Annotated in this window: 17 protein-coding genes; 9 read left to right on the top strand and 8 right to left on the bottom strand. The window is 66.9% G+C overall.

Annotation, left to right across the window (positions count from 1 at the left end; genetic code table 11):
- Nucleotides 1–97: 97 nt before the first annotated feature.
- On the bottom strand, nt 98–1,384 hold the full coding sequence (locus ACOHWE_RS11705; RefSeq protein WP_420666561.1) for a homoserine dehydrogenase: 1,287 nt from the start codon (nt 1,382–1,384) through the stop codon (nt 98–100).
- Nucleotides 1,385–1,502: 118 nt separating this feature from the next.
- A complete protein-coding gene (locus tag ACOHWE_RS11700) occupies nt 1,503–1,841 on the bottom strand; it encodes a hypothetical protein (RefSeq protein ID WP_420666559.1) in 339 nt (112 codons plus the stop codon).
- Between the two features lie 158 nt (nt 1,842–1,999).
- Between ACOHWE_RS11700 and ACOHWE_RS11695 the strand changes: the two genes are divergently transcribed.
- Entirely contained in the window at nt 2,000–2,587 is a 588-nt protein-coding gene (locus ACOHWE_RS11695; protein ID WP_420666558.1) for a TetR/AcrR family transcriptional regulator, read from the top strand.
- On the top strand, nt 2,584–3,072 hold the full coding sequence (locus ACOHWE_RS11690; protein WP_420666557.1) for a GNAT family N-acetyltransferase: 489 nt from the start codon (nt 2,584–2,586) through the stop codon (nt 3,070–3,072). Before ACOHWE_RS11695 ends, ACOHWE_RS11690 begins: the two co-directional genes overlap by 4 nt.
- A 59-nt stretch (nt 3,073–3,131) precedes the next feature.
- Here the strand turns inward: ACOHWE_RS11690 and ACOHWE_RS11685 are convergent, their stop codons facing one another.
- The 3 genes from ACOHWE_RS11685 to ACOHWE_RS11675 all read right to left on the bottom strand — a co-directional run bounded on the left by ACOHWE_RS11685 (nt 3,132) and on the right by ACOHWE_RS11675 (nt 5,538).
- Nucleotides 3,132–3,434 carry an antibiotic biosynthesis monooxygenase family protein gene (locus ACOHWE_RS11685; protein ID WP_420666555.1) on the bottom strand — a complete coding sequence of 101 codons (303 nt, stop codon included), beginning with the start codon at nt 3,432–3,434 and terminating at the stop codon, nt 3,132–3,134.
- Nucleotides 3,435–3,543: 109 nt separating this feature from the next.
- Complete coding sequence (locus ACOHWE_RS11680) at nt 3,544–4,455, bottom strand: pirin family protein (RefSeq protein WP_420666554.1); 912 nt, start codon at nt 4,453–4,455, stop codon at nt 3,544–3,546.
- Between the two features lie 201 nt (nt 4,456–4,656).
- Nucleotides 4,657–5,538, bottom strand: coding sequence for a LysR substrate-binding domain-containing protein (locus ACOHWE_RS11675; protein WP_420666552.1), 882 nt, complete (start codon nt 5,536–5,538; stop codon nt 4,657–4,659).
- Nucleotides 5,539–5,654: 116 nt separating this feature from the next.
- Between ACOHWE_RS11675 and ACOHWE_RS11670 the strand changes: the two genes are divergently transcribed.
- Entirely contained in the window at nt 5,655–6,611 is a 957-nt protein-coding gene (locus ACOHWE_RS11670) for an NAD(P)-dependent oxidoreductase (RefSeq protein ID WP_420666790.1), read from the top strand.
- Between the two features lie 69 nt (nt 6,612–6,680).
- Nucleotides 6,681–7,151, top strand: coding sequence for a hypothetical protein (locus tag ACOHWE_RS11665; protein ID WP_420666550.1), 471 nt, complete (start codon nt 6,681–6,683; stop codon nt 7,149–7,151).
- A 20-nt stretch (nt 7,152–7,171) separates the two neighbouring features.
- On the opposite strand, the gene ACOHWE_RS11660 is transcribed toward ACOHWE_RS11665, so the two are convergent.
- The 3 genes from ACOHWE_RS11660 to ACOHWE_RS11650 are packed head-to-tail and all read right to left on the bottom strand — an operon-like array spanning nt 7,172 to nt 9,984.
- A complete protein-coding gene (locus ACOHWE_RS11660) occupies nt 7,172–7,810 on the bottom strand; it encodes a TadE/TadG family type IV pilus assembly protein (protein WP_420666548.1) in 639 nt (212 codons plus the stop codon).
- 3 nt (nt 7,811–7,813) lie between these two features.
- On the bottom strand, nt 7,814–8,350 hold the full coding sequence (locus ACOHWE_RS11655; protein ID WP_420666546.1) for a TadE/TadG family type IV pilus assembly protein: 537 nt from the start codon (nt 8,348–8,350) through the stop codon (nt 7,814–7,816).
- Nucleotides 8,347–9,984 (bottom strand): TadE/TadG family type IV pilus assembly protein, encoded by a 1,638-nt coding sequence (locus ACOHWE_RS11650; RefSeq protein WP_420666545.1) that lies wholly within the window; start codon nt 9,982–9,984, stop codon nt 8,347–8,349. Before ACOHWE_RS11650 ends, ACOHWE_RS11655 begins: the two co-directional genes overlap by 4 nt.
- A gap of 332 nt (nt 9,985–10,316) precedes the next feature.
- Between ACOHWE_RS11650 and ACOHWE_RS11645 the strand changes: the two genes are divergently transcribed.
- The 5 genes from ACOHWE_RS11645 to ACOHWE_RS11625 all read left to right on the top strand — a co-directional run bounded on the left by ACOHWE_RS11645 (nt 10,317) and on the right by ACOHWE_RS11625 (nt 17,440).
- On the top strand, nt 10,317–11,747 hold the full coding sequence (locus ACOHWE_RS11645) for a Glu/Leu/Phe/Val family dehydrogenase (protein WP_420666544.1): 1,431 nt from the start codon (nt 10,317–10,319) through the stop codon (nt 11,745–11,747).
- A 590-nt stretch (nt 11,748–12,337) separates the two neighbouring features.
- Entirely contained in the window at nt 12,338–13,591 is a 1,254-nt protein-coding gene (locus ACOHWE_RS11640) for a sarcosine oxidase subunit beta family protein (protein WP_420666788.1), read from the top strand.
- Between the two features lie 90 nt (nt 13,592–13,681).
- Nucleotides 13,682–13,951: a sarcosine oxidase subunit delta gene (locus tag ACOHWE_RS11635; protein WP_420666543.1), complete on the top strand. Its 270-nt coding sequence runs from the start codon at nt 13,682–13,684 to the stop codon at nt 13,949–13,951.
- The gene (locus ACOHWE_RS11630; protein ID WP_420666542.1) at nt 13,948–16,902 is read left to right on the top strand and encodes a sarcosine oxidase subunit alpha family protein; all 2,955 of its coding nucleotides are present in this window, start codon (nt 13,948–13,950) and stop codon (nt 16,900–16,902) included. Before ACOHWE_RS11635 ends, ACOHWE_RS11630 begins: the two co-directional genes overlap by 4 nt.
- The gene (locus ACOHWE_RS11625) at nt 16,895–17,440 is read left to right on the top strand and encodes a sarcosine oxidase subunit gamma (RefSeq protein ID WP_420666540.1); all 546 of its coding nucleotides are present in this window, start codon (nt 16,895–16,897) and stop codon (nt 17,438–17,440) included. The genes ACOHWE_RS11630 and ACOHWE_RS11625 overlap by 8 nt, the downstream gene beginning before the upstream one ends.
- The last annotated feature ends 12 nt before the right edge of the window (nt 17,441–17,452 follow it).

The raw sequence follows: 17,452 nt of genomic DNA, 5'->3' as shown, positions 1-17,452 counted from the left end.
CCCGCCATGAAAGCCCCGCGGCGGCGGCAGCACTGCCGCTTTCCGCCTGCCGCGGGGAAGGGGCGGCGGTCCGGGAACCAGAGCCGCCGCCGCGCGGTCAGACTTCCTCGATCCGCAGCGCCACCGGGTCGCCATCGACCACGTTGGTGGCAGCGAGCCCTTCGAGGGCTGCGTCGAGCGTTGCGCGGGTGCATTTGTGGGTCACGATCAGCACCGGGGCGACCGGCGCGGAATGGCCGTACTGGCGCATCCGGTCGATCGACACGCCGGCCTCGCCGAGCACCGAAGCGACCTTGGCCAGCGCGCCAGGTTTGTCCAGGAGCCCCATGCGCAGGTAGAAGGGCGCGGGCAGGCCGGTTTGGGCTGCAGGAGTGTCCTCCAGCATCGCCGCGGGCTTGCCGAAGGTCGCGATGCGCAGGCCGCGGGCCAGGTCGCAGACGTCGCCCATCACCGCGCTGGCGGTGGGGCCTTCGCCGGCACCAGGGCCGCGCAGAACCACCTGGTCGATCGCGTCGCCTTCGATCACCACCATGTTGGTGCCGCCTTCAAGCTGGCCGAGCGGCGAGTCGGCGGGCACCAGGCAGGGCGACATGCGCTGTTCCAGCCCGCGGGGCGAGCGCTGCGCCACGCCCAGCAGCTTGATGCGGTAGCCCATGTCGGCGGCGGCCTTGATGTCCTCGAGCTGAATGCGCTGGATGCCTTCCAGCTGCACGTTCCCGAAGGCAGGCTTGGTTCCGAAGGCGATGGACGCCAGCAGCGCCAGTTTGTGGCCCGCGTCGATGCCGCCGACGTCGAGGTTGGGATCGGCCTCCAGGTAGCCCAGGCGGCCGCATTCCTCGAACAGGGCGTTGTAGCCCTGGCCGGTGGCCTGCATCTGGGTGAGGATGTAGTTGCAGGTGCCGTTCATCACCCCCATCACGCGGGTGATTTCATTGCCGGCCAGGCCTTCGGTCAGCGACTTGATGATCGGGATGCCGCCCGCGACCGCGGCCTCGAAGCGGATCACCCGGCCCGCGGCCTCGGCCTTTTCGGCAAGCGCCTGGCCGTGGATCGCCAGCAGCGCCTTGTTGGCGGTGACCACGTCCTTGCCCGCGGCCAGCGCGGCCTCGGTTGCGGCTTTGGCGGCGCCCTCGTGGCCGCCCATCAGCTCGACAAAGACATCGACATCATTGCGGGTGGCCAGTGCCACCGGGTCGGATTCCCAAGCGTAGTCCTTCAGCGACACTCCGCGGTCCTTGGCCGCGTCGCGGGCGGAGACTGCGGAGATCACCACCGGGCGGCCGGTGCGCGCTTCCAGCAGCGCGGCATGGCGGCGGATGATCCTGACCACGCCGATGCCAACCGTGCCCAAACCTGCGATCCCAAGGCGAAGCGGTTCTGTCATAGCGGGTGGTCCTCTGTTCCGGTGGGTTCACGGCCCCGCCTTAGCCGGTTCGGCGCAAGCGTGCAACGGCGCAGCGGCAGGCAGGGCGGGCGCGGTGGCGGACGGCGGCGCGCAGGCATCAGAATTCGGCGTTTCTGAGCGCCTCTGCCCGCTGCTGCAGCCGCCTGTTGCGGGCCTCGAGTTCCGCCGGTTCCACCTGCACTTCCCGAGCGCGCTGGGGCAGAGCACGTGCCCGCCTTTGCAGCCGGCTGCTGCGGGCCCCGAGTTCCTGCTCCAGCGCCTCGCTTTGCTGGCGCGGCGGCGGCAGCGGCTCCAGCGCGGTGCCGAGCGGCAGCAGCTCCGGGTAAGGGGCATCGCGCAAATCGGGGGTGAGCCGGTCCTCAAGCTCGGGCACGCGGGTGCAGGCCGCCGCCGCGGCGAGGGCGAGAAACCCTGTCAGTTGCAGCAGCTTGCGCATGGTCGCGTTTTCCCTCCGGCACGATCCGCCGCGGCCCGCGGCGTTTCCCCTGCCGGTTCTAGGCGCTTCCTCCGGGGGGTACAAATGAATTCAATCTGTTCATGCAGGGCGCAATATTTGTTCTTTTTTCTGAACACTTGTTCAGTTATCGTCCGCTCATGGCACGCACGCAAGGTTCCCATTCCGACATCACCGGGCCGCGCATCCGCGAGGCGGCGCTCAGGCTGTTTGCCCAGCACGGCTATGCCGCGGTCTCGATGCGGCAGATCGCGCGCGAGGTCGGGGTCCAGGCCGGTGCGCTATACAACTACACGCCGGACAAGCAAAGCCTGCTGTTCAGCCTGATGGAGGGCCACATGGCGGACCTGAAGGCGGCTTGGGCCGGCGCGCCGCGGGCGCCGGATGCGCGGGCGCAGCTGCGGGACTTCGTGCGCTTCCACATCCGCTTCCATCTGCAGCGGCCGGATGCGGTGTTCATCGCCTACATGGAGCTGCGCAATCTCACCGAAGAGAACTTCGCGCTGATCGAGAGGCTGCGCCGCGACTACGAAAACGGCCTGGAGGCGATCCTGAAGGCGGGGCAGGAGGAAGGCGTCTTCGACATTGCCGACACCAAAATCGCGACGCTGGCGGTGATTGCGATGCTGAACGGGGTCAATACCTGGTACCGCTCCGAGGGGCGGCTGTCGCTCGACGAGGTCGAGCGGGTCTACTGGGAGATGGTGCGCAAGGCGGTGAGCGCGTGAGCTTGCTGGACCTGCAGACGCCGCGGCTGCGGGCGGGTCGCTGGCAGGACCTGGCGGAGGGTGATCTGGCAACGCTGTTTGCGGACCCCGTGGTGCGCTGGCTGCCGCCCGGGTTTCAGGGGCTTTCACAGGCTGCGGCGCAGCGGGGATTTCTGGGTGGCTTGGCGGAACAGGCGGAGGTGGCTGCTCTGTTCGACGAAGCCGGCCGGGGCGCCGGGCTGGTGATCCTGTCGCTTCCCGAGCCGGGGAGCCGCATCCGCAGCCTAGGGTATCTGCTGGCGGAAGACGTCTGGGGCAGGGGGCTGGCCGGAGAGCTGCTCGCTGCCCTGCAAGCACATTTCCACGGCAGCGGTGTCACCTTGCGCGGCGGGGTGATGCAGGCGAATGCGGCCTCGGCGCGGGTGCTGGCGCGCGCTGGGTTTTCTGCGGAGGCGCAGGCCGGCGAAACCGTCTACAGCTGGACTGCGGAGGCGCCCGGACACTGACGCCCGGAAACTGGTGCCCGGAGCTGGCTGACCGCGGCTGATCCGGCACAGCGGACGGGTCAGGTCAGCAGGCCGATCATGTCGTAATGCTCGATCTCGCGGCTGATCACCAGCGGGTCTTCCTCGGGCAGCACATGCGGCTGTTCCCAGTCCTCGCCCGCGAAAGCCTTGAGTGCAGCGATGCTCTCCCAGACCATCACGACGCAGAAGGTGGCTGGTGCATCCGGGCGCGGCAGCCCGGCGGTAATAGACACCAGCCCTTTCTGGCGGCGCACATGCGGCACCGCGGTGTCCTTCAGGAACGTCTTGAATTCTTCGATCTTGTCATCGCGGACCGTGGCGCGGAAGACGCGGATAATCATTGCTCCCCCCATGCTTCAATTGCATGGGAGGAGTATAGCACAAAAAACGGGTCCTATGATCATGCGCCGGGGGCGGATTTCCTGCCGTTCCGGCGCTGTCAAAACGCTGCTAATGCGCGGGCTTGATGAAGGTGCCGTTGCGCAGCTCGCGGAAGGCCTGCTGCAGCTCGGCCTGGGTGTTCATCACGATCGGCCCGTGCCAGGCCACCGGCTCCTCGATCGGCGCGCCGGAGATCAGCAGGAACCGCACGCCCTCGGGCCCCGCCTGCAGGGTGATCTCGTCCCCGGTGCCAAAGCGGATCAGGCTGCGGTTGCCGGACATGTCGCGGATGTTCACCTCCTGGCCCGCGACCTCCTTCTCCAAGAGAACCCCCTGCGGCGCCGAAGCATCCGCGAAGGCGGCGGCGCCTTCGAACACATAGGCAAAGGCGCGCCGGTAGGTGTCGATGCGGAAGGTCTTCTTCACCCCCGCGGGCACGTGGATGTCGAGGTACTGCGGATCGGCGGCGATGCCGTCCACCGGACCGCGCTTGCCCCAGAATTCGCCGGTGATCACCTTCACGCGGGTGCCGTCATCGTCGATCACCTCGGGGATCTCGGTGCCCTTCACGTCCTGATAGCGCGGCGCGCACATCTTTTGGCCCGACGGCAGGTTGCCCCAGAGCTGGAAGCCGTGCATCTGGCCCTGCGCGTTGCCCGCGGGCATCTCCTGGTGGAGGATGCCGGAGCCCGCCGTCATCCACTGCACGTCGCCCGCGCCCAGCGTGCCGCGGTTGCCGAGCGAGTCGCCATGCTCGACGGTGCCGGAGAGCACATAGGTGATGGTCTCGATGCCGCGGTGCGGATGCCAGGGGAAGCCGCGCAGGTAGTCCTCGGGGTTTTCGTTGCGGAAGTCGTCGAACAGCAGGAACGGGTCGAGCTCGGACGGATCCTGGAAGCCGAAGGCGCGGTGCAGCTTGACGCCGGCGCCTTCGATATGCGGCTGGGCGGTGCGGATGCCCGCAATGGGTCTGAGCGACATGGGCTTGTCTCCGGTTGGTGTGGCCTTGAAGGGAAGATAGGGGCGGCGGGGGCAGCTGGAAACCGGCCCGGCGTCACGGGGCCTGTGCGCGGATGAACAGAGCCCGGCCGGCGGCGCTCCGACCGCCCGGCCCAACGGGAAGCGATGCCGCAGGCGGCGCTGACGGGCGGGAGGTTCTCCGGTGTGCCTGACGCGGGACGGTCAGCCTTTGGCGAATAGTCCTGTGACCCAGTCGCGCACCCGAGCGGCCTCGGGGCTGCTGCCTGCACCTGCGGCGGCGGGCAGCAGGTAGTGGCCCTGGCCCATCGGGATCTCCGCGCCGGGCACCTGCGCGAGCCGCCCCTGCGCCAAGGGCAGTGCTGCGTAGCGGCGCATCAGCATCGCCACGCCGCCGCCCGCAGCGGCAATCTCGATCGCCGCAAGCGAGGTGTCGACGGAGACCGGCGGGGCCTGATCTGCGAGCGCCAGCCCTTCCTGCTGCGCCAGCCGCAGCCAGTGGTCCTGGTAGCCGTGGATGTGGATCAGCGTCTGTGCGGCCAGCCGGTCCAGCCCGGTAATACCCGCCGCCACCTCAGGCGCGGCCACCGCGATCACGCGCTCCGCCGACAACAGGTGCGCGCTGCGCTGGTAGCGGCCGGGCGGGCCGAGGCGCAGATCGACATCGACCTCTGCATCCTGCGCGCTGCCCGCCCAGACGGCGGAGACCAGGCGGATGCGGATCTGCGGATGCGCGGCATGGAAAGCGCCAAGCGCGGGCGCGATGCACAGGACTGCAGTGGAGACCGGCGCCCGCAGCGTCACGGTCCGCGCCTCGCCCGGCCCCAGCAGGCCGCGGGTGGAGTAGGCCAGGCCGGACAGCGCCTGGGCCACCGCCGGGTAATAAGCCTCACCCAGGTCGGTGAGCTCGAGGTGGCGCGGACGGCGGATGAAAAGCGAGACGCCAAAGCTCTGCTCCAGGCTGCGCACCTGGTGGCTCACCGCGGCCTGGGTGAGTCCGAGCTCGGCCGCGGCGGCGGTGAAGCTTTGAAGCCGCGCCGCAGACTCGAAAGCGCGCAGCCAGACGAGATTGGGAAGGCCCTGCATGTGTCACAAAAAATCCGGGGGTCAGGCGGCGTTATTATTCGTTTCGTTTTTGCGTTTGGTCAAGCTAGCGATAATGCAAAGAGGCGTAAATGCGGGAGCGCGCGGTGGCATGTGATCTGAAAGTAGGCTTCATCGGCCTTGGCAACGTCGGCGGCAAGCTGGCTGGGAGCTTGCTGCGCAACGGGGTGGACCTGTGTGTCCACGATCTGAACGCAGATTTGGTGCAGCGCTTCTCTGCGAAGGGCGCGCGGGCAGGCGGGAGTGCTGCCCGGATGATGCGGGAATGCGATGCGGTGATCACCTGCCTGCCGTCGCCCGCGGCTTCGGACGTAGTGTTGCAGCAGATGCTGCCGGAGGTCACGGCAGGCAAAATCTGGATGGAAATGTCGACCACGGATGCCGCCGAGGTGCAGCGGCTGGGCGCGCAAGTGATCGCGCGCGGCGGGCTCGCGGTGGACTGCCCGGTTTCGGGCGGCTGCCACCGGGCCGATACCGGCAATATCTCGATCTTCGCGGGCTGCGGGCGGCAGACCTTCGAAACCATCCTGCCGCTGCTCACCACCATGGGGCGGCGCATCCTGCATACCGGCGATCTCGGCAGCGCCTCGGTGCTGAAGGTGGTGACCAACTACCTCGCCACCGTGCATCTGGTGGCCAATGCCGAGGCGCTGGTGGTGGCGAAGGCGGCGGGGATGGATCTGAACGTGGCCTATGAGGCGATCCGGATCAGCTCGGGCAATTCCTTTTCGCATGAGACCGAAAGCCAGGTGATCCTCAACGGCAGCCGCGACATCTCCTTCACCATGGATCTGGTGAAAAAGGATGTTGGCCTGTTCCAGGAGGTGGCGGACCGGGCCGGGGTGCCGTTGGAGGTGAGCCCGCTAATGGTGAAGATCTTTGACGACGGCATTGCGCGCTACGGCGAGCGGGAGCTGTCGCCCAACATCATCCGCCGCCTGGAAGAGGCGACGGGGCTCGACATCCGCGCCCCGGGCTTTCCGGCGGAGATGACGGATGACGAGCCGGAAGCGCCCGGCTACGAGGTGCACGTCCGCCGCGCCGCCGCAGAATAGAGGCGGCAGGGGCTGTATCCGGCTGCGATTTCAAGCTATGCCCCGGCCGGCAGGCTGAGGGAGCAGATGATGAGCAGCGAGATTCTGGCAACGGTGGAGGCCTCGGCCCCGCGCCGGGTGATGGGCACGGTGATGCTGGGCACGGTGGGTGCCGTGCTGGTTTATGTGGCGCTGGCGGTGCCGCCGGCGCCGGTGTGGATCGTATTCCTGCTGGCGGCGGGCACGGGTGCCTTATGGATGGCGGTGCGGCTGTGGCAGGCGACCCGGCACCGGATCGAGCTGACGGAGGAGGAGCTGCGCTGCTCGGACGGGACGGTGATTGCGCCGGTCGCTGAAATCGAGGCGGTGGACCGCGGCGTCTTTGCCTTCAAGCCTTCGAACGGCTTCCTGATCCGCACCAGCACGCCGGGACCGCGCGCCTGGATGCCCGGTTTGTGGTGGCGGGCCGGGCGCCGCATCGGCATCGGCGGCGTCACCCCGGGCGCGCAGAGCAAGACGATGTCGGAAGTGCTCGCCATCATGATCGCCAAGCGCGGCTGAGCGGGTCGCGCGGCGGCGGGTCACTTCACTTTTTCGGCGTTATCATTGTGGCCGTTGCCGTTGCCTTTGCTTTCGACGAAGACCACCTGCGGCGCAAAGCGCGGCCGGGTGAAGATGAAGTTCTCGATCGCCAGTGATGGCAAGCCGATGTTGAAGGCCGGCTCAACACTGTTTTTCGTCTCGACCAGGATCACCCGCTCCTGATCGGGCATCGCGGGCAGCTTGTCCTTCACGGTGTTGATATTGGCGTCCACCCATTCTGCATAGGCTGCGCCGCGCACCTTGGACCAGTCGACGTAGTAGCGGTTGTCGGTTTCGTCCCAGCGGATCACCGAGATGCGGGTCGACAGGGCGGTGTCGCCGCGTACCAGCAGCCCGGCCAGCGCATGCATGCTGTCAATGTAGGCCTCGTTCACGTAGTTCGTTTCCCGCGAAATGAGATCCGAGATCGTATATGCGGCCTTCAGGTTCACGTTCTCCTGCCGGAATGCGTCGAAAAAAGTGTAGATCGCCGCAAACAGACTGAGCAGCAGTGGGGCGTAGAATGCGAACTCAATCGAAACGCTGCCGCGGGTGTCACGGGCGAATGAGCCGAACCGGCGCGCCAGCGCCTGGCAAATCCTGCTTTCAAACTTGCTTCGCGTGAGGGCTGTCAGCATGGTCTACCTCGGCTCTTGAACGAATGCGGAAGCGGCGGTGAGGCTGATGCGGCCGTCCGCGTCCTTGCCAAGGCTGCCGCCGAGGCCCCAGGCCGGGAAGATCGGTTTGAACTTCATGCAGGCGCGGACAACCATCAGCTCGTTCGACCGCCCGTTCTGGAAATTGCGCACCGGCTGGACATTCTCGATCTTGTCAACGCAGTCCGGCACCGGATCGATTCCGGTCCAGGCAAAAGGATCCATCTGCAACAGTTCCAGCCGCAAGGATGTCGTGCAGTCCTCGATAAAACCGGAGCGGGTGCAGACCTGGTCGCGGATCTGATTGTGGGTCATGTCGGCCCCGGTGCTGAGCCGCATGCTGCGCACGGTTTCGTCCAGAGCGCGCTCCAGCTGCGAGTGGCGGATGTTTATCAGGCCGAGCTCGACCGTGGACATCAGGATCATAAGGAAGGCGGGAATGACGATGGCGAATTCAACCGTCGCGTTGCCGTCCTCACGGGTGCGGAACCGGCGCAGCAGTGCTGACGCGCGGGCGGTCATTGGGTGAGCCTCAGCTGCCGGATGGAGGTGGCGATGGAGGAGAAGGCGTCGCTGATTTCCAGCCCTTCAACGTCGAAGAAATGCGCGGGCGAACTGGCGCAGTCCTCCAGCACCCGCATACCGTTGGACGGGGCTTCAAAGCCCACCGAATAGATGATCACCCCCTGTTTTTTGGTGATGCCGCAGATGGCCTTGGTGTGCTGGTCCTTGGCGGTGCGGTTATGAAAGTAGCGGCCCGCGGTGAACCAGTCCGACCAGGCGCTGCTGCTGAATTCGTAGATGTAGCGGGCTATCCAGGCGAGCGAGGCGCGGGCGAAGAGCTCGGGGTATTCGAGGCGGGTGGCCGTGCCTTCTTCCTGCACCGTTTGACACCCGTAACTATCGCAGACTTCATATGTGCCGTTGCCGTAGGGGTGATCCTCCCACCGGTTCATATGCGCCCAGTAATAGCTTTTCTGCCCGTTCGAATGGTACACGGAGTAAGCCCCGGCCCCGTCGTTGCCCGGGTAAGTGTTGGCATCCGGGTTATGCCAGACGTCCGACAGGCCCTCGCGGCGGGAGGGGTTCAGCATGTACTGGTTGGTGTTCTGGCCGTCCGACATCAGGATGATGATCTTCAGCGTGTCGCCGCTGCCGTAGTCCGTGGGGCGGCCGGAAAAGGCCGGGTCGATCTCGCCTTCGGCAATCAAATCGCTGACCACGCTGCGCGCGGTCGGGTCGAGCAGGGCGCTGCCCCACTTCATGCCGATATCGATCGAGGTATTGCCCTCCGCCGTCAGCGTGTCGATGTAGGCATGCAGCGTGGCCGCGTCATTGGTGAAAGGCAGGATCTGCGAGCCTGCGCGGGTCGGACAGACAGGGGAGGAGATCATGTTCTCCGAATAGGTGAACGTGTCGAAATGCGCGGTGCGCTCCAGCGGTTCGGTCCGGCTCAGCGTATGCTTGCTGAACTGGTCCTTGATGAAGTTCACGCAGAAGGAATAATTGTGTTCCTGCGAGGCGTTGTACTTGCTCAGCAGGGGTTCGCCGACGTTCACCTGCGTGGCGTAGGGAATGATCGAGATCGACAGGTTGCTGACGTCGGTGTTCTGGGTGATCTGGTCGACAAAGCTGTGCGCGGCGGTCTTCAGGTTGGTAAGGCGGTTGTTCGAGCGCATCGAGCCGGAGATATCGAGCACCATCGAGATTTCGACGCTGCCGATCGTTTCCTCGGCCCGGGCGTTGGCGTAGAGCGGCAGGTTGTCGCCGCCCGCGAATTTCAGAAGATGCGCAGGGAAGGTGGTGTCGATGGTGCTTTCCACGCTTTTGTAGCCGAGCCCCTCCTGCACCACCGGCGCCTGGTAGTAGTCTGCCAATCCGGCTTTGCTCAGGTAGTCCTGCACCACCACTGCCGGTGCCTTCGGCTGGTCAAGGTCGGCCGCCGCCAGCACCGCGCGGTCCAGCGTGTACTGCAGCACGGTGCGGTCGCGCTCCATCCGCATCAGGTCGACTCCGATACCGCCGACCGCGAGCATCGACAGAAAGAAGAACACCAGCGGCTTGGCCAGCACCCCGTCCTCGCGCTGCCGGAAGGCGCGGGCGCGCGCCAGCAGGCGGCTGGTGAGGGCGGTGGTATTGCGATGGCGTGCAGACATGTGGACATCCCCCGGGCGGCAGAGCACTGCGCGGCGCAAGGCGGGCTGCGCAATTCCTATATGTTAATGCTTGGTGAACATGGCCGAATTGGGGCGGAAGCGGGCCGCAATGCGTACAATTGTTCCGGATCCGGCGGTCCGGTACCCCGGGTTCGGCCGCCCGCGAGGGCCAGCAGCGGCGCCGGGGGGCGGGACCGAATCAAAAAAATTGCGGTGAAGGAGTGATTCTTTGCATTGGAAAAGGGTCAAAAAGGTCGCACTCGGTAATCGTCTCTGCATAAAGTGAGGGCACCATCGGCAGCGAGTCGATGTTTGAGTACGGAGAAGTTTATATGAGCAGCCGCACAGAGCCCAGTTTCCGCGAAAGCGTGGACCTGATGTTCAACAGAGCCGTTTCCCTGATGGACCTGCCGCCCGGGCTGGAGGAGAAGATCCGCGTCTGCAACGCGACCTATGTCGTGCGGTTCGGGGTCCGCCTGCGCGGTGCCATGCATACCTTTACCGGCTACCGCTCGGTGCATTCGGAGCATATGGAGCCCGTGAAGGGCGGCATCCGCTACTCGCCCGCGGTGAACCAGGACGAGGTGGAGGCGCTGGCGGCGCTGATGACTTACAAATGCGCGCTGGTGGAAGCGCCCTTTGGTGGCTCCAAGGGGGGCTTGTGCATCGACCCGCGCGAGTATGAAGAGCACGAGCTGGAGCTGATCACCCGCCGCTTCGCCTATGAGCTGGCCAAGCGCGACCTGATCAACCCGTCGCAGAACGTGCCCGCCCCCGACATGGGGACCGGTGAGCGGGAGATGGCCTGGATCGCCGACCAGTACGCGCGGATGAACACCACCGACATCAACTCGAAGGCCTGCGTCACCGGCAAGCCGCTCAACGCCGGCGGCATCTCCGGCCGGGTCGAGGCCACGGGGCGCGGCGTGCAATACGCCCTGCGGGAGTTCTTCCGCCACCCCGATGACATGGCCGCCGCCGGACTGACCGGCACCCTGGAGGGCAAACGCGTCATCGTGCAGGGGCTGGGCAACGTGGGCTACCACGCCGCAACCTTCCTGGCCGGGGAGGACGGCGCCCGCATCACCGGCATTATCGAGCGCGACGGCGGGCTTTACAGCGCCGACGGGCTCGACGTGGAGGCGGTGCACAACTGGATCGTCAAGCACGGCGGCATCACCGGCTACCCCGACGCCCAGTTTGTCGAGAACGGCGCGGTGCTCCTGGAGGAGGAATGCGACATCCTGATCCCGGCGGCGCTGGAAGGGGTGATCAACCTCGAGAACGCCGAGCGCATCAAGGCGCCGCTGATCATCGAGGCCGCAAACGGCCCGGTCACCGCGGGCGCGGACGAGATTCTGCGCAAGAAGGGCTGCGTGATCATCCCCGACATGTATGCCAACGCCGGCGGCGTGACCGTGTCCTATTTCGAGTGGGTCAAGAACCTCAGCCACATCCGCTTTGGCCGCATGCAGCGGCGCCAGGAAGAGGCGCGCCACCAGCTGGTCATCGACGAGCTGGAGAAGCTGTCGGAGAGCCTGGGCAAGACCTGGACGCTGGATCCGCGGTTCAAGGAAAAATACCTGAAGGGCGCGGGCGAGCTGGAGCTGGTGCGCTCGGGGCTCGATGACACCATGCGGGTGGCCTACCAGTCGATGCGCGAGGTCTGGCACAGCCGGGACGACGTCACCGACCTGCGCACCGCCGCCTATCTGGTGTCGATCGACAAGGTTGCCAAGAGCTACCACGCCAAGGGCCTGTAACCAGGGCTGTCGGCGAGGGATTACGGGGCGGAGGGGAAACCTTCCGCCCCGTTTTCCTTTCATTGGGCTGCAGGGCGCACTGCCAGGTATTGGGGAATGCTGGCCTGCTTTCAGGCGGTAGACCGGGCATCCCCGGCATGCGGCGCCCTACGGCCTTGTTCCGCGATAAAGGCGGAACCGGCTTGGTGTTTGGCGCGGGCAGGATCGTGTAGGGGGCAGGATCGTGTAGGCTGTCTCCCGGAGCGGCTCGCGGCGAGGCGGGACAATGCCAGAGCCGACCTTTGCGCCTGACAGCGCGCTGACCTGCCCGGAGTGCGGGCACGCGGCAGACGCCTGCCAGCGGTTTTATGGGTGCCCTACTTTTGGGCCCTGCTGCGGCCAAAGGTGGGGGATTGCTGCGTCACTCGCTCTTATGGCACGGTGCCTTGTCGGCCGGGGCAACAGGGAAAGAACTGCTGCGGGTGATCCGGCCCTCCCGGAAGGCGGACACAGGGTGGTAACTTTGGACTGGACAGATGTGCTCAGTTCGTATGTCCTGCGGCCAGCCGCGCTGCGGGGCCATTGGCGGCGCACTGATGGGGAGAATGAGCATGCGGTTTTCGGGCTGGCGCGTGCTGCGCGAGGGGATCACCGGCAACAAGGGCTGGCGGCCGCAGTGGCGCGACCCGGAGCCCAAGGCGCAATATGACGTGGTGATCGTCGGCGGCGGAGGGCATGGGCTGGCCACCGCCTATTACCTTGCCAAAGAGCACGGCATCACCAATGTCGCGGTGCTGGAGAAGGGCTATCTCGGCGGCGGCAGCGTCGGGCGCAACACCACCATCGTGCGCGCGAACTACTACCTGCCGGGCAACTCCGAGTTCTATTCGCATTCGCTGAAGCTCTGGGAGGGGCTGGAGCAGGACCTTAACTACAACGCGATGATGTCGCAGCGCGGTATCCTGAACGTCTTTCACAACGACGGCCAGCGCGATGCGGCGGTGCGCCGGGGCAATGCCATCGTGAACCAGGGCGACGATGCCGAGATCCTGGACCGCGGGCAGCTCCGCAGGCTGGCGCCGTTCCTGAACTACGAGAGCAACCGCTTCCCGATCATGGGGGCGCTGATGCAGCGCCGGGCGGGCACCGCGCGCCATGATGCGGTGGCCTGGGGTTATGCCCGCGGGGCGGACATGCGCGGGGTGGACCTGATCCAGAATTGCGAGGTGACCGGGATCGACGTGGAGGGCGGCAGGGTCACCGGCGTGCAGACCTCGCGCGGGGTGATCCGTGCCAAAAAGGTGGCGCTGGCGGCGGCGGGGCGCTCGGGGCAGGTGGCGGCGATGGCGGGGCTCACCCTGCCGATCGAAAGCCACGTGCTGCAGGCCTTCGTGAGCGAGGGGCTGAAGCCCATCATCAACCACGTGATCACCTTTGCCGAGGGGCATCTTTATATCAGCCAGTCGGACAAGGGCGGGCTGGTGTTCGGCAGCTACCTGGATTTCTACGCGTCCTACGCGGCGCGCGGCAACCTGCCGATGGCGGAGCACACGATGGAGGCCTGCATGGCGATGCTGCCCGCCATCGGCAAGGCGCGGCTGCTGCGCAGCTGGGGCGGGATCATGGACATGACGCCGGATGGCTCGCCGATCATCGATCATGCGCCTGTCGACGGGCTCTATCTGAACTGCGGCTGGTGCTATGGCGGCTTCAAGGCGACGCCCGGCTCGGGCCATGCCTATGCGCATCTGATTGCCACCGGCCGCCCGCATCCGGCGGCGGAGCGGTTCCGGCTCGACCGGTTCCGCAGCGGCCGCGGGCTGATGGATGAGGAGGGGACCGGTGCCCAGCATAACATGCATTGAACCGGCCGCTGCTGCGAAAGGGGGCGCTGCCCCCTCGGCCTGGCGGCCTCACCCCCGGAGTATTTCCGGCAAGATGAAGGAGCGGGGGACATGAGGGTCTGCTGTCCGATCTGCGGTGAAAGAGACCGGCGGGAGTTTTCCGTCAAGGGGGCCGCGGTCGTGCGGCCTGCGGAGAATGCCGGGCTGGAGGCTTGGCACCGCTATCTGCACCTGCGCGGAAACCCGGCCGGGCGGCTGGATGAGCTTTGGTATCACGAGATGGGCTGCGGCACCTGGCTGGTGGTGACCCGCGATACCGTGAGTCACGCGGTGCTGGGCGTGCAGCTGGCGGCGGATGCCGGGCTGGGAGGCGCGGCATGAGGCTGGCGGGCAAGGGGCTGAACCCGGAGGCGCGGCCGGTCTCCTTCTCCTTCGACGGGCGCCATATGATGGGGCTTGAAGGCGAGCCGCTGGCGGCGGCGCTGCTGGCCAACGGGGTACATCTGGTGGGGCGGTCTTTCAAGTACCACCGCCCGCGCGGTGTGCTGACCGCGGGCAGTGAGGAGCCGAACGCGCTGGTCACCATCGGCGGCGGCGCGCATCAGGATCCAAACGTGCGCGCCACTCGTCAGGAGCTCTACGACGGGTTGGAGGCGCGGAGCCAGAATCGCTGGCCGTCGCTGGAGCGGGACCTGCTGGCGGTGAATGACCTCGCCGCGCCCTTTCTTGGCGCCGGGTTCTACTACAAGACCTTCATGTGGCCCGCTGGGTTCTGGGAGAAGCTTTACGAGCCCGCGATTCGCCGGGCGGCGGGACTGGGTGCGCTTTCGGGCGAGGTGGACGCGGACACTTATGAGAAGGCCTATGCCTTCTGCGACGTGCTGGTGATCGGGTCCGGGCCGGCCGGGCTGATGGCCGCCTTGCAGGCCGGGCGCGCCGGGGCGGATGTGATCCTCTGCGAGGAGGACAGTCATTTCGGCGGCCGCCTGCTGGCCGAGCGGGATGAGGTTGGCGGCAAGCCGGGGCACCTGTGGGCAGAGGAGGCCGTGGCGGAGCTCGCGGCGATGGAGAACGTCCGGCTGATGCCCCGCACCGCCGTCACCGGGGCCTATGACCAGGGCACCTACGGCGCCTTGGAGCGGGTCTCCCACCACCTGCCGCGCAGCCATGCGGCAAAGGGGAGCAAGCTGCCGCGGGAGTGTTTCTGGCGGATTGCCGCGAAGCACGCGGTGCTGGCGGCGGGTGCGATCGAGCGGCCGGTGGCCTTCCGCAACAACGACCGGCCGGGGATCATGATGGCGGGTGCGGTGCGGACCTACCTGAACCGCTGGGGCGTGGCGCCGGGCGAGCGGGTGACTGTTTTTGGCAACAACGACCAGGCGCACCGCACCGCGCGCGATCTGGCGGCAGCGGGCGTGCATGTGGCGGCGGTGATCGACAGCCGCCATGACGGCCCCGCCGAGCGCGGCGGCGGCAGTTGGCCGGTGATCCGCGGCGCGCAGGTTTGCGACGCGGCGGGGCGGCGGCGATTGGAAAGCATCACCCTGCGCTCGGTCCGCGGTGAGGAGAAGATACAGACCGACTGCCTCGCGATGTCGGGTGGCTGGAACCCCTCGGTGCATCTCACCTGCCATCTGAACGCGCGGCCGGTCTGGCGGCGCGATCTGGCGGCTTTCGTGCCTGCCGAGGGGGCGGTGCCAGGGATGCTGGCGGCGGGGGCCTGCAACGGCGCCTTCTCCACCGCGGGCTGCCTGCGGGAGGGCGCGGCGGCGGCGGAGCAGGTGCTGGAGGCGCTGGGCCGGCAAGCGCCCGCGGCGGAGCTGCCGGAAGCGGAGGACGATCCCTACCGCATCACGCCGCTTTGGGCGGTGCCCGGCAAGGGGCGTGCCTGGCTCGACTTCCAGAACGATGTGACTGTGAAAGACGTTCAGCAGGCGGCGGCGGAGAACTTCCGCTCGGTCGAGCACATGAAGCGCTATACCACGCAAGGCATGGCGACCGATCAGGGCAAGAACTCGAACGTCTCCGCGCTGGCCGTGCTGGCCGATGCCACCGGGCGCACGATCCCGGAGACCGGCACCACCACCTTCCGCCCGCCCTTTGTGCCGGTGGCGATCGGGGCGATGGGGGCGGGGGCCGCGGATGCGGGTTTCAAGCCGCAGCGTTTCCTCACCTCGCACCGGGAGAGCGCGGCGCGGGGTGCCGAGCAGCTGGAGGCTGGGCTGTGGTACCGGGCTGCCTGGTTCCCCAAGGCAGGGGAGACCCATTGGCGCCAGTCCTGCGACCGCGAGGCTGCGATGGTGCGCACCTCGGTGGGGATCTGCGACGTCTCGACCCTCGGCAAGATCGACATTCAGGGGCCGGATGCGGGCAAGCTGCTGGATTTCGTCTACACCAACACGTTCCGCACCTTGAAGCCGGGCCGCGTGCGCTATGGGCTGATGCTGCGCGAGGACGGGTTTGTCATGGATGACGGCACCACCGCGCGGCTGGGGGAGAACCACTATGTGATGACCACCACCACCGCCGCCGCGGGGGAGGTGATGGCGCATCTGGAGTTTGCCTCCCAGGTGCTGCGGCCGGAGTGGAACGTGCGCTTTACCTCGGTCACCGAGCAATGGGCGCAGTTTGCCGTGGCCGGGCCGAAGTCCCGGGAGCTTCTGAGAAACCTGCTGGAGCAGGAGCTTGACAGTGCAAGCTGGCCCTTCATGGCCTGCGGCGAGGTCTCCGTGCTGGGCGTCCGGGGGCGCTTGTTCCGGATCTCCTTCTCGGGCGAGCTGGCCTATGAGCTCGCCGTGCCTGCGCGCTATGGCGAGAGCCTGTACCGGGAGCTGCTGAAACGGGCCGAGGGCTTGGGCGGCGGGGCCTACGGGATGGAAGCGCTGAATGTGCTCCGGATCGAGAAGGGGCTGATTACCCATGCAGAGATCAACGGCACGGTGACGGCTTTTGACCTAGGCCTGCAGGGAATGCTGTCGAAACAGAAGCACTTCATAGGCAAGGCAATGGCCGCGCGCGAAGGCCTGGTGGCGGAGGACCGGATGCGGCTGGTCGGCTTGAAGCCTGCGGGTGCGGCAAAAGAGATCACCGCGGGCGCGCATCTTTTCACCCCCGGCGATCCGGTCGAGCGGGCGGCGGATCAGGGCTATGTGACCTCGGCCGGTTTCTCCCCCGCGCTGGGCCATCCCATCGGGCTTGGCTTCCTGAAGGAAGGGCCGGAGCGGATTGGCGAAACGGTGCGGCTGGTCGACCACATGCGCGGGGTGGATACGCTGTGCGAGGTGGTATCTCCGGTATTTGTTGACCCCGAAGGAGGGCGGGCGCGTGGCTGAGTTGGTAGCAAGAAGTTCCTGCGCGGGGCTTCTGCCCGCAGTGACCGGCGGTATGCGGCTGAGCGAGGAGCATGTGGGGGCGATGTGGAGCGTTGCGCCCTACACGGGCCGGCAGGACGCGCTGGGCAAGGCGATGGAGGCCGCGCATGGCGTGGGCTTTCCCGAGCCAAACCGCGCCCTGACACGCGATGGCGTAGAGGCGCTGTGGTTCGGGAGGGACATGGCGCTCCTGCTCGGTGCGGCGCCGGATGCGGGGCTTGCGGGACATGCCGCCCTCACCGATCAGAGCGACGCCTGGGCGGTGGTGCGGCTAGAGGGCGAGCGCGCGGAGGACGTGCTGGCGCGTCTGGTGCCGGTGGATTTGCGGGCGCGCGCCTTCCCCGAAGGCCATACCGCGCGCAGCGAATTGAAACACATGATGGCCTCTATCACGCGCGTGGGGCCGGACGCGTTCCGCATCATGGTGTTCCGCTCGATGGCGGCGACTCTGGTTCATGATCTGAAAACAGCCATGGAAGCTGTGGCGGCGCGGGGGTAACCTCCGTGGATC

It is taken from the genome of Cribrihabitans neustonicus, assembly GCF_048820895.1.
Lineage (GTDB): Bacteria > Pseudomonadota > Alphaproteobacteria > Rhodobacterales > Rhodobacteraceae > Cribrihabitans_A > Cribrihabitans_A neustonicus.
Note: the sequence above shows the minus strand (reverse complement) of the source record. Positions and strands in the feature narration are given on the sequence as shown.

Excerpts from the sequence above, each read along its gene's own strand:
- ACOHWE_RS11705 (WP_420666561.1), bottom strand. The coding sequence starts at position 1,384 with ATGACAGAACCGCTTCGCCTTGGGATCGCAGGTTTGGGCACGGTTGGC.
- ACOHWE_RS11700 (WP_420666559.1), bottom strand. The coding sequence starts at position 1,841 with ATGCGCAAGCTGCTGCAACTGACAGGGTTTCTCGCCCTCGCCGCGGCG.
- ACOHWE_RS11695 (WP_420666558.1), top strand. The coding sequence starts at position 2,000 with ATGGCACGCACGCAAGGTTCCCATTCCGACATCACCGGGCCGCGCATC.
- ACOHWE_RS11685 (WP_420666555.1), bottom strand. The coding sequence starts at position 3,434 with ATGATTATCCGCGTCTTCCGCGCCACGGTCCGCGATGACAAGATCGAA.
- ACOHWE_RS11680 (WP_420666554.1), bottom strand. The coding sequence starts at position 4,455 with ATGTCGCTCAGACCCATTGCGGGCATCCGCACCGCCCAGCCGCATATC.
- ACOHWE_RS11675 (WP_420666552.1), bottom strand. The coding sequence starts at position 5,538 with ATGCAGGGCCTTCCCAATCTCGTCTGGCTGCGCGCTTTCGAGTCTGCG.
- ACOHWE_RS11665 (WP_420666550.1), top strand. The coding sequence starts at position 6,681 with ATGAGCAGCGAGATTCTGGCAACGGTGGAGGCCTCGGCCCCGCGCCGG.
- ACOHWE_RS11660 (WP_420666548.1), bottom strand. The coding sequence starts at position 7,810 with ATGCTGACAGCCCTCACGCGAAGCAAGTTTGAAAGCAGGATTTGCCAG.
- ACOHWE_RS11655 (WP_420666546.1), bottom strand. The coding sequence starts at position 8,350 with ATGACCGCCCGCGCGTCAGCACTGCTGCGCCGGTTCCGCACCCGTGAG.
- ACOHWE_RS11650 (WP_420666545.1), bottom strand. The coding sequence starts at position 9,984 with ATGTCTGCACGCCATCGCAATACCACCGCCCTCACCAGCCGCCTGCTG.
- ACOHWE_RS11645 (WP_420666544.1), top strand. The coding sequence starts at position 10,317 with ATGAGCAGCCGCACAGAGCCCAGTTTCCGCGAAAGCGTGGACCTGATG.
- ACOHWE_RS11640 (WP_420666788.1), top strand. The coding sequence starts at position 12,338 with ATGCGGTTTTCGGGCTGGCGCGTGCTGCGCGAGGGGATCACCGGCAAC.
- ACOHWE_RS11635 (WP_420666543.1), top strand. The coding sequence starts at position 13,682 with ATGAGGGTCTGCTGTCCGATCTGCGGTGAAAGAGACCGGCGGGAGTTT.
- ACOHWE_RS11630 (WP_420666542.1), top strand. The coding sequence starts at position 13,948 with ATGAGGCTGGCGGGCAAGGGGCTGAACCCGGAGGCGCGGCCGGTCTCC.